This is a genomic window from Flavimaribacter sediminis, from assembly GCF_019492055.1.
Taxonomy (GTDB): domain Bacteria; phylum Pseudomonadota; class Alphaproteobacteria; order Rhizobiales; family Rhizobiaceae; genus Flavimaribacter; species Flavimaribacter sediminis.
The window spans coordinates 187,655-200,590 of the sequence record NZ_JAICBX010000006.1 but is presented as its reverse complement, the minus strand read 5'-3'; the positions used below and the strand labels follow the sequence as shown (position 1 = coordinate 200,590).

Genomic DNA, 12,936 nt, shown 5'->3' with positions numbered 1-12,936 from the left:
CCATGTGGCGATGTCGCCGTCGTGCAGATACAAAAAAAACGGGGCCGATGAACGGCCCCGCTGCATGTTCAGGCTGACGCCCGCGTTGTTCTAGCGATGGCCGCCAAAGCCGCCGCCCATGTGGCCGCCGCCGAATCCGCCGCCGCCAAAGCCGCCGGGCATCCCGCCGCCGAACCCGCCGGGCATGCCGCCGCCGAATCCACCATGTGGCATTCCGCCGCCGAACCCGCCGTGCGGCATTCCACCGCCAAAGCCGCCCGGCATACCTCCGGGCATTCCGCCGCCGCCATAGTGTGCGGGAACTCCGGGAGGCGGACCACCATGAGGCCCATAGCCGGAGTGATGCGGCGGGGGTGGTCCATATGGGTGATGCGGGCCGTAGGGGCCGTATGGGTGATGCGGGCCGTAGGGGCCGTATGGATGATACGGCGGGGGTGGTCCGTAGGGGTGATGCGGACCATAAGGGCCATAGGGGTGATAGTAGTGAGCCCACTGGTTATACCAGGGGTATCCGACGTAGTAGCTGTTCCAGTACGCCTGGCTAAACGTCGCGAGGCCGATGCCGACTGCGGTGGCGACAGCCGGTGTCAGCTGTGTTTTCTGACCATTGTCGACAGTGACTATGTATTGGGAGTCGATCCAGCCGCGGGCTGCGCCCCACTTGGTGTCGCACCAGTCGTAACCGGACTGGCAGCCGTAAATCTTGATTGCCGAATTCGCAGGCACGACGGCGACGGACGGATAGTTTGTTCCCGGACCTGCGCGAAGGTGCACACCGGTAGTGGTATAGCCTGGCGTTTGCGCCAGCGCGGTAACAGTCATAAACGGCAGGCAGAGCGCCGCCAATCCCCACAGTAGCAATTTCCTCATACTCACCTCCTAGCGTGTAGAGTTTCAACGGGCGCCAATATACACAGAAGTAGGTCATTGGCACTTCGAAAGTTGCAATTGTGTCGACATTACTAACGCACTGTAACCAGAATATTTAGATACTCTTGCGATGCATCATTGATGTCCGGCTCCGGCTCCGTCGCATATTTCAAACAAGGCGATAGCAGCTGATTTCACCCGGCCCGGTGTTTCAGGCGACTGCGCGCCATCTGACCGGCCACCATGCTGGTCGGCAGGTTTTCCCTGGCGGCGGTTTCGAAGATTTTGCGGAGTGTGCGCGCGATCGAGCGCACCCTGCTTTCGATCTCGGGACCGGTTTCATCCTGGCGCGCCAAACAGATGACGCCTCCGGCGTTGAGCACGTAGTCTGGCGCGAAAAGAATGTCGCGTTCTGCTAACAGTTGACCGTGATACGAAGCCGCAAGCTGGTTGTTCGCCGAACCCGCGACAATCGGCGCTGCAATCTCGTCCACAGTCTCGTCATTGATGATGGCGCCCAGCGCGCATGGCGCGTATATGTCCGCTTCAACGCGATGCGATTTTTCAGGGTCGACGGCAGTCGCCCCGAACGCGGTTTCGGCCTCTTTGACGCGGTCGCCTCTGATATCAGATACAACGAGTTTAGCGCCTGCTTCGTGAAGCATTTCCGCCACCCGCCACCCGACATTGCCCAGTCCCTGTATGGATACGGTCAAACCGGCGATCCGCTCGTCATCGAACTTGAAGCGGCGGGCCTCCTTCATTCCTTCGAACACGCCCAGCGCCGTAAACGGGGAGGGATCTCCCGCCGGACCTTTTGTTCCACCCCGGACATAAGGGGTGACTTCCGCGAGAATATCCATATCGGGCGGGGTCAGGCCCACGTCTTCACCGCTGATATATCGTCCCTCGAGGTCGTTGACGGTTCTTGCAAAAGCCCTGAGCAGAGCGGGTGATTTGTCACGTTGCGGATCGGCGATAACAACAGCCTTGCCGCCTCCGAATTCCAGACCCGCCAGGGCGTTCTTGCAGGTCATGCCTGAGGAAAGGCGCAGGACATCGGTCAAGGCTGCGGCTTTGGTCGGGTACTTCCAGAGTCGCGCGCCGCCAAGGGCAGGTCCGAGCACCGTGTTGTGAATGGCGATTATGACGTCCACGCCGAACTCGGGAAGCCGCCTGAAAACGACCTGTTCGTGATTGTCGAAATCCGGGTGATCGGCCAGGAACTCCTGTCGAAAATCCTCCATCGTCATGGCGTGCGTGTTCACGGTTCACCACCTCGCTGGCGTTCGCTAACCACGCGCGACTTCCGATACGCAACGCGGAAATACTGCATAGTAATATAATACATAGATTGTCTCGCGTAAAGAAATACAACCTATAAGAGTATTTGTATATTTCTACCATTAGTAGACGATATGATGGCGCGATGAAAATCAGGAATAGTTTACTGATCTCAAGAATAATATCGGCTAGAATAGCGGCTCCAATAGAATGGGGGCGTTCGTTTCATGATTTTCAGAGTGGCGTTAGCAGGACTGTCCATGGCGTTGGCGCCATTAGCGGCGCAAGCGCAAACCGCCAGCTCCTCGCCACCGCCCGCTGTCGTGGTTTCGACGGTGACGGAGCAGTCTCCCGCCGCCCTGAATAAATATGTTGGCAGGGTGATTGCAGTCAGCACCGTTGATCTGCAGGTCCGGGTGACCGGGTTTCTCGAAAAGCGCAATTTCACGGAAGGCGCGATCGTCAAGAAAGGCGATGTCCTTTATGAGATAGAAAAGGACACCTACAAGGCGAATGTCGACAAGTCGTCGGCGACCGTGAAGGGCGCGCAGGCCACGGTAACGGACAACCAGAAGACGTTCGAACGCATGAAGTTCCTGCGCGACAAGCAGGACCAGCCGCAATCGGCGGTGGATCAGGCGGAAGCCGACCTGCAGAGCAGTCAGGCGACGCTCGGCGAAGCCAAGGCTCAGCTGGAACTGGACCAGATCAATCTCGGCTATACGACGATCACCAGCCCGATCGACGGCAGGATCAGCACCACCAATATCAACGTGGGCAACCTCGTAACTCCGGAAAGCGGCCCTTTGGCGACCATTCTGAGCGTCGATCCCATCTATGTCCGGTTCTACATGAGCGAAGCCGACCTCGTCGACGCGCGACAGAAGGGATTGATCGGAGAAGACCAGGCGAAACTCGACGTGGAAATCACGCTCTCGAACGGGGACGTTTATCCCAAAAAGGGCAAGATCAACTATGTCGGGGTCGCGATCGAACAGTCGACGGACACTACGGAAATCAGAGCGACCTTCGACAACCCCGACGGCATTCTGATTCCCGGTCAGTTCATTACCGCGAAGACGATGGATCCGGCTGCCAAGCCGGAACTCGTGGCGCCGCAGCTTGCTGTGCAACTCGACCAGAAGGGCCACTTCGTTTTCATCGTCGGCGATGACAACAAGGTCGAACGGAAGGACATCCAGGTTGGCGCGCAACAGGCCGGCATGTGGGTCGTCAAGTCAGGTTTGGAAAAAGGTCAGAAAGTCATCGTACAGGGCCTTCAGAAGGTGCAGCCTGGAATCGTCGTCAAGCCTGTCGAGCAGCAGAGCTGACGGGAGCGATTGATGATTTCCGAGTTCTTTATCGATCGGCCGAAATTCGCCGTCGTCATCGCTATCGTCACCTCGCTCGTCGGAGCGATCGGCATCATATTCATCCCGATTGCGGACTATCCGAACATTGCGCCGCCCCAGGTTTCGGTGACGGCGCAATATCCCGGCGCCAGCGCAAAGGTGATCCAGGACACCGTCGCCACGCCGATTGAGCAGCAGGTCAACGGCGTCGACGGCATGCTGTACATGACGTCGACCAGCGACAACAGCGGCAACTATGTCCTGACGGTCAATTTCCGCATCGGCACGGATCCGGATATCGCGGCCGTCAACGTGCAGAACCGGGTCGCCATGGCGACGGCGCTTTTGCCCGCCACGGTGGTCCAGCAGGGCGTAATCACGTCCAAACAGTCCAGCAACATGATTCAGGTGATCAACCTGATATCGCCGGATCAGTCGCGGGACGAACTCTTTCTCAGCAACTATGCGGCAAACCATGTGCAAGAGCCCTTGAGCCGCATTCCGGGCGTGGGCGGCACGGCCCAGTTCGGCCAACTGAATTACAGCATGCGGGTATGGCTGGACACAGACAAGCTGACTTACCTCAACCTGACGGCGTCGGATGTCGTCGATGCGATCAAAGCCCAGAACGTCCAGGCGACCGCCGGCTCGGTCGGCGCCCCGCCGTTCGGCGAGGGCAAGGTCGACTTTCAGTACACGCTGCAAGCCGAGGGTTTGCTGGATACGGTCGAGCAGTTCGAAAAGATCATCGTGCAGGCCAATACGGACGGATCGCTGGTCAGGTTGAGCGACGTCGCCCGCTTGCAACTCGGTTCGGAAACCTACAATTCAAACGCCACCTTCAACAACACGCCGGCGGCCGCGATCCAGATCCTGCTTGAAAGCGGCGCGAACGCTCTCGACGTCGCCGACGGCGTCTACAAGCAGATGGACGAACTGGCCAAATCCTTTCCTGAAGGCGTTGCGTACAATCTCACCTATGACGTGACGAAGGCTGTTCGCGCTTCGGTGCGGGAAGTCATGGAGACGTTGGGAATTACCGCTCTTCTGGTCATCGCAGTGACCTTCATGTTCCTTTTGAGCTGGCGGGCGACGATCATTCCGGCGATTGCAATTCCCGTCTCGCTTCTGGGCGCCGTGGCGCTGATCTACCTCATCGGCTTCAGCGCCAACATGATTACGCTGTTTGCAATCATTCTTGCCATCACCCTCGTGGTGGACGATGCGATCGTCATCATCGAAAACGCCGAACGCATCATGGAAGAGGAGGAACTGGAGCCCAGAGAGGCGACGCTCAAGGCGATGTCGCAGATCACCGGACCGATTATCGCCACAACCTTTGTGCTGGCGGCGGTTTTCGTGCCGGTCTGCTTTTTTCCGGGAATCACCGGAAAAATCTATCTGGAATTTGCACTTACGATCGTTTTTGCGTTCTCGCTCTCCGCAGTCAACGCGTTGACGCTGGGTCCAGCGCTGTGTTCGCTCCTGTTGAAGAGAAACACCGGCCAGGCGATGGGGCCGCTGAGAGTCATACCCTGGACGGTGGATCGGCTGCGGCGCGGATATATGTGGCTGACGTTCAGAATGCTGCGTTACGCCGGCGTAACGCTGGTGATATTCGCCTGCTTCATTGGCGCAACGGTCTATCTGTTCCAGGCAACGCCCACTGGCTTCATTCCGCAGGAGGACCAGGGCGTGCTGATGTCGAGCATAACATTGCCCGACGGAGCCTCCATTCAGCGCACCGAGGAAGTCATCACTCAGCTGAGTGATATCACCGCAAAGACGCCGGGGGTTCTCAACGTCATCGGAGTGAGCGGCGATAGTCTCATCAACGGGACGCGTCCGAACACCGGCATGATCGTCGCGGTCCTGAAGGACTGGAGCGAGCGAACAACGCCGGAAACCCAATGGTACAGCATCCTCGCCACGCTCAACAGCGAGTTCAACGCTTTGCCTTCCGCGACAGCCGTCGTATTTCCTTTGCCGACGATCCAGGGCGTTGGCTCCAGCGGCGGAACGGCCGCCGAGCTTGTGGATCTCAATTCGGGCAGTCTGCAGAAGCTCGACTCCGTCCAGCGCGCGTTCCTGACAGCGTTGAACGCGACGCCGGAATACAAACAGGCGTTTGGCAATTTCGCTGCGACGACGCCGCAATATTATCTCGCGATCGATCGTGACCGGGCGCAGACGCTGGGTGTCGATATTTCGAATATTTACGAGGTGCTCCAGGCCAATCTTGGCGAGTATTACGTCAACAATTTCGTGATTGACGGCAATATCTACTGGGTCGTCCTCACCGCCGAGTCGAAATTCCGCCAGTCGATCGACGATGTCCGCGACATCTATGTTCGAACCAACTCGAACGAGATGATTCCACTCAGCGCGCTCATAACGGAGAGCCCGATTCTCGGAACGGACCAGATCTATCGCTACAATCTTTTCCAAGCCTCATCGATCACCGGGTTGCTCGAGCCCGGCGTTGCGTCGGGTGAGGGGATCAAGGCGATGCAAGAGGTTGCGGCGAAAACCCTGCCGGATGGCTATCGCATCGATTGGAGCGGCGTAACGCTGCAGGAGGTCCAGGCAGGCGGCCTTGTCGTTTACATCCTCATCCTTGCAGTCATATTCGCCTACTTGTTTCTGGTCGCCCAATATGAAAGCTGGACACTGCCGATGTCCGTCATGACGTCGACCGTGATGTCGGTGTTCGGCGCCTTGTTGCCGCTGTATTTTATCTCCTTTCTGAACAACAACATCTACGCGCAGATCGGGCTGGTGCTGCTGATTGCGCTCGCGGCAAAGAAGGCGATCATGATCGTGGAGTTCGCCAAGGTGCGCCGCGACGAAGGCGCCAGCATCGCCCATGCGGCGCTGAGCGCTGCAAAGCTCAGGTTCAGACCTGTCACGATGACCGGTCTCTGCTTCGTCATCGGCGTCCTGCCGCTTATCTTCGCCTCCGGGCCGGGAGCGAGCGCCAGATTGTCGATCGGCGTGCCGGTGTTCGCCGGGATGCTGGTGGACAGCACATTGGGTCTGCTGATGGTTCCGGTACTATATTTCGTATTCCAGTCGATGCGCGAAAAGGCGAACAATTGGCGCCGTCGCCGGAACCAGCCCGAACAAACAGGGACGGAGCAAGGCGCGGCATAAGGACCTCCGGCGCGCACCCGATCGCCGAAGCGGTTTGGCCTCAGGGCTTGAGCGTATTCAACTCGTGCAGAACCGTGGCTGTCTTGTAGGCGTAATATCTTATTCCGATGAGCATCATCGTGAGCCGACGGCTGTCCACGTCAAGACGGGGTATTTCCAGCTTTTTCAGCGTGTCGGCTGCCGCTCCGGGCGCCTCGGGGGATGGCAGCAAAGCCTTTTCCAGTTGCTCCTGAACGGTGCGAAGAAATTCTGCTGTCTCGTTGGAGAGTTGAAACGGTTCTGTCTTCGAGCGCGTATCGACATAGAGGGTGACGTATGAGACCAGCGCGTCGGCATAAGCCAGGCGTCTCCTGAGTTTCTTCGGCGGCTGAAGGTCGAGCAGACGTTCGGCCTCAATCTCGGGAATGATCTCGGCGAGCTTCCTGGAGGACTGTTCAAGCGCCGCCACGGACGCGTTCAGCTGCTGCTTTTGAACATCGGTCGCGGTGTGTACGAGATCCAACGCCTTGCTTCTGATATCCACCAAGAAGGGGTCGATCTTGTCGACCGACCTGACCGGGAAAATCAGCAGCGCGGCGGCGAGCCCGGTGAATGCGCCGATGAAGGTGTCATATACGCGCGCAAGTGCATTTCCGCTGCCAGCGTCGGCCAGAAGATGGAAGGCGATGAGTACGGTGTAGCTAATCAGGCCGGATGCAATTGTGTAGTTTCCGGGAAGCGCAAGTACGACAAGTCCCAACGCCAACAAAGCAGTTGCGGCCTGAACCGACGTCAAAGGAATTGTGTTTTCAACCAGGATCGCCAGGGCGGCGCCGGCGGCCGTTCCGATGGTTCTTTCGGTCATCCTCTGCAGCGTTGCGCCCGCGGTGCCGCTGAGCACCATATAGACTGTCATCGTGGCCCAGAAACCGTGGGCGAGATTGAACCATGAGGTCAGGAAAATCGTGACGCTTGCGGCGACAAATCCCTGTATAGCCATTCGGTTTGCAGCTTCTGAGTCTGCTGCGTTGACCTGCCAGACGCGGCGAGGCTCCGGCGTCGGCTTGCCGGTTCCCGTTGTCTGCAATATTTCGAAAATTCTTGCGTAGGCGGCGAACAATCTGAATTCGTAGAAGTCTTTTTGATCGTTCCCACCTCCGGATGAGAGGAGGCGCTCGCGAATGCGTTCGACCTCATCAGGGGTTTTCACGCTGTAGCGATCGGAGCCAAGCAAAACCTGCGCGACATCCTTGCGCAACGCTGCAAGATCCGGACGAGCGATCACATCGCCATTTCCCGACGCGGCGATCTCTTGGTAAAGGTCGCCGATGTACTGACCGGAAAGCAGAATGCGCAGAACGCGCAGAACCCGCGTCTGGACATCGTCGCTGAGCTGGGGGTTTTGAAAAACGACAGTATTGGAGAGGCGTGCGAACTCGGTCCAGCGCGCCCGTAAATCATCGACTTCCAGCTGATCCGCCACATCGTTGTCTCTCAATCTTCGCGCAAACTCTGACAGAATTGAGTGCTCCTCGGACGCAAATGCATTGAGGGAAGAAGGCCGCCAGCCTAGAATACGCACGACAATGGCCGATCCCGCGCCGATCAGAGCGGCAAGGGGAAGCCACCATGAAACGCTCCGATCCGGGTTCTCGATGACGAGAAACATGAACATCATCGACATCAGTCTTCCGACCTGGGTTCCGTCGACGCCGTAACGCCGCAGGTAAAACCCGAACGCTATGACCGGTACCCAGATATAGGTGACGAGCCGGCCGCTTGGATCGAGGCTGCCCCAGCCGACGATTGCTCCGACGAGGAGCACCGCCAGGACTACGGCGCCGTTGCGCAAGATCAGCCTGAACTCTGTCGGTTTCGGCCCGGGCGTCAGAAACAGCAGGCTGAAGGCGGCGCTTGCGGCGCAAAATATCGTCAGGTTCGGCACGACGCCAGGCGGGGCGAGGCGGTGGAGCCCATAACCGATGCAGCCTGCAAGGATGGTTGCAAGACCGAAATGCAGTCCGCGAACCAGGTTGAGGCCGCCGGGATCCACCCGGCGAAGAAAGGATGCCAACCTGGTCAGTCCAAGGGTCATCGCGCGCTTTCCGGGTCCCTCAATGTGTCTCTATCGATCGCTCTCACAGTGTATGTTTCCTTGTCAAAAAACCAATCAATAACGGTAGTATATGGAATGGACCGTGACTTCCGAACAGGCGCTGTCGAAGACGAGGCGGAGGCTTGTAATCATACAGGAATGCAGGTCTACTTCGCACCAGAAGCTGCACAAGCAGGAGCCGCTGAATGAACGACCGCTTTCGTAATCTGGTCTATGGATTGGCCTTCGCCATCATGATCGGTTACATATTGCACATCGGAAAGCCGATATTCATTCCGATCATCTCCGGCATCATTTCGGTCTATATCCTGTCGACGATCGCGTCCGCGCTGGGGCGGGTTCCTGTGGTTGGGTCGCTGATTCCGCTCTGGCTGCGCAACGTCACCGCCTTGTTGCTATTCATTTTTCTTGCCGTTTTGATGATTTTTCTGTTCGCCGAAAACGTTCAGCGGATTGTGGCGCTTGCGCCGCAATACCAGTCGACCTTGCTGCTGTTCATCGGAGACGTCGCGAACTATCTGGGTATCGACGACGAGCCTTCCTGGGACACGATACGCAATCTGTTCCTTGGAAATGTCAATCTACAGAGGGTCATCAGCACGACCGTGACATCCGTCGGCTCCTTCGCCGGGCAGATTTTCGTCGTGATCTTCTATGCGACTTTCCTGATTGCCGAGCGGTTGCATCTGCCGCGCAAGATTATGCTTGCGGCCGGTAGTCGAAATGACGCCGAGACCGCAATGGATGTCGTTGGAAGCGTCAACCAGCGCATTGGCGAGTATCTGACGCTGAAAACCCTCGTCAATGTTATGCTGGGATTGATCAGCTATGTCGCAATGCTGGCGATCGGGCTTGATTTTGCAGGTTTCTTCGCTGTTTTCATTGGCGTTCTCAACTACATCCCGTATGTGGGATCGATGGTCGGCGTAGCCGCTCCCGTCCTTCTCGCCGCCGCACAATTCGGCTCGATCCCCTCGCTGCTTTTCGTCTTTGTCACGCTGACAGCATCGCAAATGTTCATGGGCGGCGTCGTGGAGCCACGCCTCTTTGGCCGATCCCTCAACCTCAGTCCGTTCATCATTCTAATTTCGCTGACTGTCTGGTACGCGATCTGGGGCGTCGCAGGCGCCATTCTGGCGGTTCCGATGACGTCTGTGGTGGTTATCGTTCTAGCGGCGTTCGAGCCGACGCGACCAATCGCCATACTGCTGTCGAGTGACGGGCGCATCGGCAAGGACTGGGCCAAACAACCCTTTGCGGAAGCGGCGGACAGGAAGGGAATGACCAGTTCATAGGCCATGGCGACAGTGCAGAAGTTTTGTCGTCTTTGTTGCGGGGCCGAACAATGACAACGTGATAACTGGCAGAGGGCTCTATGGATTTGACGCCGCCAGTCTCCAAATCTGAAAGCCATCAACGGCGGTTGGATCACCGAACGGATCAGACCGCTGTCATCGAGACGACGAAATCCGCCCGGGTTTGAACCGGCGCCTTGGGCAGAGGAACGACCGTGTAGTTCAATGACCGATAGGCTTTCACAAGCCTCTCAAACTCGGCGACGGCCTCGCCGAAATCGTGTCTGCGCTCCGTGTCCTGACCGAAAAGCTCCGGCCAGGGCTGCGCGAGGAACATCATGTGATGAAAGTGTCGCGGACTGCACATGGATTCCAGGAAAGGTTTTCCTGTGGCATGTTCCAGGGCGGCTGCTGCGTCGACAAGGCCGCGGTCGAAGAATACCGGTCCATCGGCCGCCTGCGCCTGCTGCCAATCCTCCTGCGCCAGCGCAACAGCCCTGCGCGCGAAGGCTGCGGGATCGCGCCAGGGCAGGGCTGCTCCGCCATTGCCCAGTTCCTGACGGACTATCCTGCGCCCAGGTTCTTCAACGGTGGCGTATCCTCTTTCGGCGAGTTCCGATAACAGCGTGGACTTTCCGCCTCCCGAACAGCCGGACAGAACAAAGAAGCGGCGTTCGCCCGCATTCATTCCATCTGCATGCGTTTTGGGGAGCCAGTGCTCATTTCCGTGCCGATATAGGGAAGCCGTGCTTCCTTCCACTTGCCGAAACCACCATCCATGTGCGCTATCTTGTCGACGCCTGCCTCGCTGCACATCTTCGCCACGCGGCCGGATCTGACGCCGGAGCCACAGTGGAGCACGACAGGCTTGCCCTGCTGCGAAGGCAGGTCTTGCGCAGAAAAGAACGCCATCGGCGAAAGAAGCGCGCCTTCAATATGTTCGAACATGAACTCCTGGGGCGTTCTGACGTCGATCAGCACGATGCGATGTTGCGTCAAGGCCTCGTAAACCTCCTCCGGCGTCCAGGTTTCGAAGACCGTGTCGCCCAGTTGTTCGGTTTGCATTCTTGCACTCCTTCTTTCGTCTCTGCTTTGACTGTTCGGTGTGGTTTCAGACCGTTGAGGACTTGTAGTTTCGGTCTCTCTCGCTTTCCGCGATCTCGTTGTCGACCATGCGTTTGATTGCGTCGACCGTCATCCGCATATTGCTCGGCTGCCCCTCTGCGGGGCTGCTGGCGTCATCGAGATAGCCATTGGGTCCGTTGTGTCCAACTCCAGGAAATGTGATCCGCGTTATACGGCCCTCGCGACGCGCCTCGTTCCAGTAGGATTTCGCGAAAATTCGCCAGCGGTGAATGAACCCGACGGCGCCGATGCGAGTGACGCGATCGGCCGTGCCCTGTATATGGACAATGTCATCCAGCGCGGAAAGCCCGGAATGGGAAGAAAGCACGCCGCCAAGCGAAAGTAGCGAGAGCCTTGCCTTGAACGCCGTTCGCAAAAAGGGGGCGGCGCCGACCGAGACTTCCGCCCCGCCGCTGTAGCCCAGCAATATCACAGGACGGTGGGAGCCCGGCGTCTGACCTGACTGGTACAGTTTCTTGCGGATGACCTGATAGGTGCCTGCGCTGTAGATCGGACCATATCTGCCGTCAGCGGCCACAAGCACCTGAAACATGTTGCGCAACCGGATCAGGTTCTTGGCTACGTTGGCGCTGTGGCCGCCGAGATAGCGCCAGAACCAGCCAAAGATGCGCTGGCCGGTAAGCGGAATGCCCATCGGGGAATACGGGAAAAAGTCCTGGATGATGGTCGCGTAGGGCATCGCCTTTTTCAGTTCGTCCAGAAAATTCGCCTCCAGAGGCGGATGCGAGTCACCCGTGATTGTTCCGATGCCTGTGACGTAGACCACGACCGCCTTATCGTCGGCTTCGTTGATCGCCGCTGGATTTTCGGAGAGCTTGTCGATTGGCAGCCCGTCGACGTTTTCAAGGTCGCCGTCATCCGTGGTTGTCCAGCGCGACCACCACGTCATCGCTTCAAAGGGCGCGGTGAATAACGCCACGAACAGGGTTGCGCCAGCTACGAGCAGAATTCCTGTCAGCAGTTCCTGCAGATCGCTCATCGGTTCATTATCCGTTGCTTGACGTAGTCGGCGATCTGTTCTGACGAATAACGCGACAGTCTTCGACTTGCAAAAAGGAACCCGCCACTATGTGCGGCGCGGCTCCTGGAAAAGAACAGGCGCTCGACCAGGCTCATCACAATCCATCCGGAAAGCGCGCACAGCGCGCCGGACAGGAAGGGCACCTTCGCGGCGTAAAACATGCCGTACATCATGTTCAGCGTCGTCCAGCCGTACAGAACGAACAGAACGACGTTGCCGACGCTCGGCAAGACCGCGAGAAAACCGAACACAAGAGGCGACGTCGCTATGAAGATGATGGAGATGAAGTTCCAGGGCGGCAGAACCGTATCGAAGAACAGGCTGGCGACCATCACTGACGCGGCCATCCAGACGCCGAGACGTATGGCCAGCGACAGTCCATTGAAAAGAAGGCCGAGCAGAAATCCGACGGGGGACGCCGACACAAGAAACAGGGCGAAGCACTGGCCGATGAGAATCGACGCGCCCGCCAGGATGACGATCAGAACGGATACGAAACGCGTTGCGTCATCCATGCCGGACGGATCGTAGATTTGCGGGTCAAACCGCAACGCCCCGGACCAGATGTGGTGCAGCAATTGTATCAGGTCGGTAAAATCCATTTGCGTACCGGCAACTCACAGCAGAAGACAGTAGCTGTCCCTTTCTATCGTCGCGTACAATAGGACAGGCAAATCTTCTTTGACATATTTCTACGACGCAAGCCATGTAATCTATTGT

10 protein-coding genes are annotated in these 12,936 nt (G+C 57.9%); 3 read left to right on the top strand and 7 right to left on the bottom strand.

Annotation, left to right across the window (positions count from 1 at the left end; genetic code table 11):
• Positions 1-90: 90 nt before the first annotated feature.
• Both K1W69_RS25145 and K1W69_RS25140 read right to left on the bottom strand, forming a co-directional pair.
• Positions 91-870: an SH3 domain-containing protein gene (locus K1W69_RS25145; RefSeq protein ID WP_220231224.1), complete on the bottom strand. Its 780-nt coding sequence runs from the start codon at positions 868-870 to the stop codon at positions 91-93.
• Positions 871-1,064: 194 nt separating this feature from the next.
• Entirely contained in the window at positions 1,065-2,138 is a 1,074-nt protein-coding gene (locus K1W69_RS25140; protein WP_370688316.1) for a Leu/Phe/Val dehydrogenase, read from the bottom strand.
• 243 nt (positions 2,139-2,381) lie between these two features.
• Between K1W69_RS25140 and K1W69_RS25135 the strand changes: the two genes are divergently transcribed.
• Together K1W69_RS25135 and K1W69_RS25130 are read left to right on the top strand one after the other, a co-directional pair.
• Positions 2,382-3,485 carry an efflux RND transporter periplasmic adaptor subunit gene (locus tag K1W69_RS25135; protein ID WP_220231223.1) on the top strand — a complete coding sequence of 368 codons (1,104 nt, stop codon included), beginning with the start codon at positions 2,382-2,384 and terminating at the stop codon, positions 3,483-3,485.
• A 12-nt stretch (positions 3,486-3,497) separates the two neighbouring features.
• Positions 3,498-6,659 (top strand): efflux RND transporter permease subunit, encoded by a 3,162-nt coding sequence (locus K1W69_RS25130; RefSeq protein WP_220231221.1) that lies wholly within the window; start codon positions 3,498-3,500, stop codon positions 6,657-6,659.
• Between the two features lie 40 nt (positions 6,660-6,699).
• Here the strand turns inward: K1W69_RS25130 and K1W69_RS25125 are convergent, their stop codons facing one another.
• Complete coding sequence (locus K1W69_RS25125; RefSeq protein WP_220231219.1) at positions 6,700-8,733, bottom strand: FUSC family protein; 2,034 nt, start codon at positions 8,731-8,733, stop codon at positions 6,700-6,702.
• 206 nt (positions 8,734-8,939) lie between these two features.
• Between K1W69_RS25125 and K1W69_RS25120 the strand changes: the two genes are divergently transcribed.
• Entirely contained in the window at positions 8,940-10,049 is a 1,110-nt protein-coding gene (locus K1W69_RS25120) for an AI-2E family transporter (RefSeq protein WP_220231217.1), read from the top strand.
• Between the two features lie 145 nt (positions 10,050-10,194).
• Here K1W69_RS25120 and K1W69_RS25115 read toward each other — a convergent pair whose 3' ends face one another.
• Genes K1W69_RS25115 through K1W69_RS25100 form a run of 4 tightly spaced genes read right to left on the bottom strand, consistent with a single transcriptional unit; the run spans position 10,195 to position 12,818 of the window.
• Positions 10,195-10,737 (bottom strand): AAA family ATPase, encoded by a 543-nt coding sequence (locus K1W69_RS25115; protein WP_220231216.1) that lies wholly within the window; start codon positions 10,735-10,737, stop codon positions 10,195-10,197.
• A complete protein-coding gene (locus K1W69_RS25110) occupies positions 10,734-11,114 on the bottom strand; it encodes a rhodanese-like domain-containing protein (RefSeq protein ID WP_220231215.1) in 381 nt (126 codons plus the stop codon). Before K1W69_RS25110 ends, K1W69_RS25115 begins: the two co-directional genes overlap by 4 nt.
• Positions 11,115-11,160: 46 nt before the next feature.
• A complete protein-coding gene (locus K1W69_RS25105) occupies positions 11,161-12,174 on the bottom strand; it encodes a hypothetical protein (RefSeq protein ID WP_220231214.1) in 1,014 nt (337 codons plus the stop codon).
• Positions 12,171-12,818, bottom strand: coding sequence for a hypothetical protein (locus K1W69_RS25100; RefSeq protein WP_220231213.1), 648 nt, complete (start codon positions 12,816-12,818; stop codon positions 12,171-12,173). The genes K1W69_RS25105 and K1W69_RS25100 overlap by 4 nt, the downstream gene beginning before the upstream one ends.
• Positions 12,819-12,936 lie beyond the last annotated feature (118 nt).

Coding starts and splice junctions, on each gene's coding strand:
- K1W69_RS25100 (WP_220231213.1), bottom strand. CDS start 12,818: ATGGATTTTACCGACCTGATACAATTGCTGCACCACATCTGGTCCGGG.
- K1W69_RS25130 (WP_220231221.1), top strand. CDS start 3,498: ATGATTTCCGAGTTCTTTATCGATCGGCCGAAATTCGCCGTCGTCATC.
- K1W69_RS25115 (WP_220231216.1), bottom strand. CDS start 10,737: ATGAATGCGGGCGAACGCCGCTTCTTTGTTCTGTCCGGCTGTTCGGGA.
- K1W69_RS25145 (WP_220231224.1), bottom strand. CDS start 870: ATGAGGAAATTGCTACTGTGGGGATTGGCGGCGCTCTGCCTGCCGTTT.
- K1W69_RS25135 (WP_220231223.1), top strand. CDS start 2,382: ATGATTTTCAGAGTGGCGTTAGCAGGACTGTCCATGGCGTTGGCGCCA.
- K1W69_RS25110 (WP_220231215.1), bottom strand. CDS start 11,114: ATGCAAACCGAACAACTGGGCGACACGGTCTTCGAAACCTGGACGCCG.
- K1W69_RS25125 (WP_220231219.1), bottom strand. CDS start 8,733: ATGACCCTTGGACTGACCAGGTTGGCATCCTTTCTTCGCCGGGTGGAT.
- K1W69_RS25105 (WP_220231214.1), bottom strand. CDS start 12,174: ATGAGCGATCTGCAGGAACTGCTGACAGGAATTCTGCTCGTAGCTGGC.
- K1W69_RS25120 (WP_220231217.1), top strand. CDS start 8,940: ATGAACGACCGCTTTCGTAATCTGGTCTATGGATTGGCCTTCGCCATC.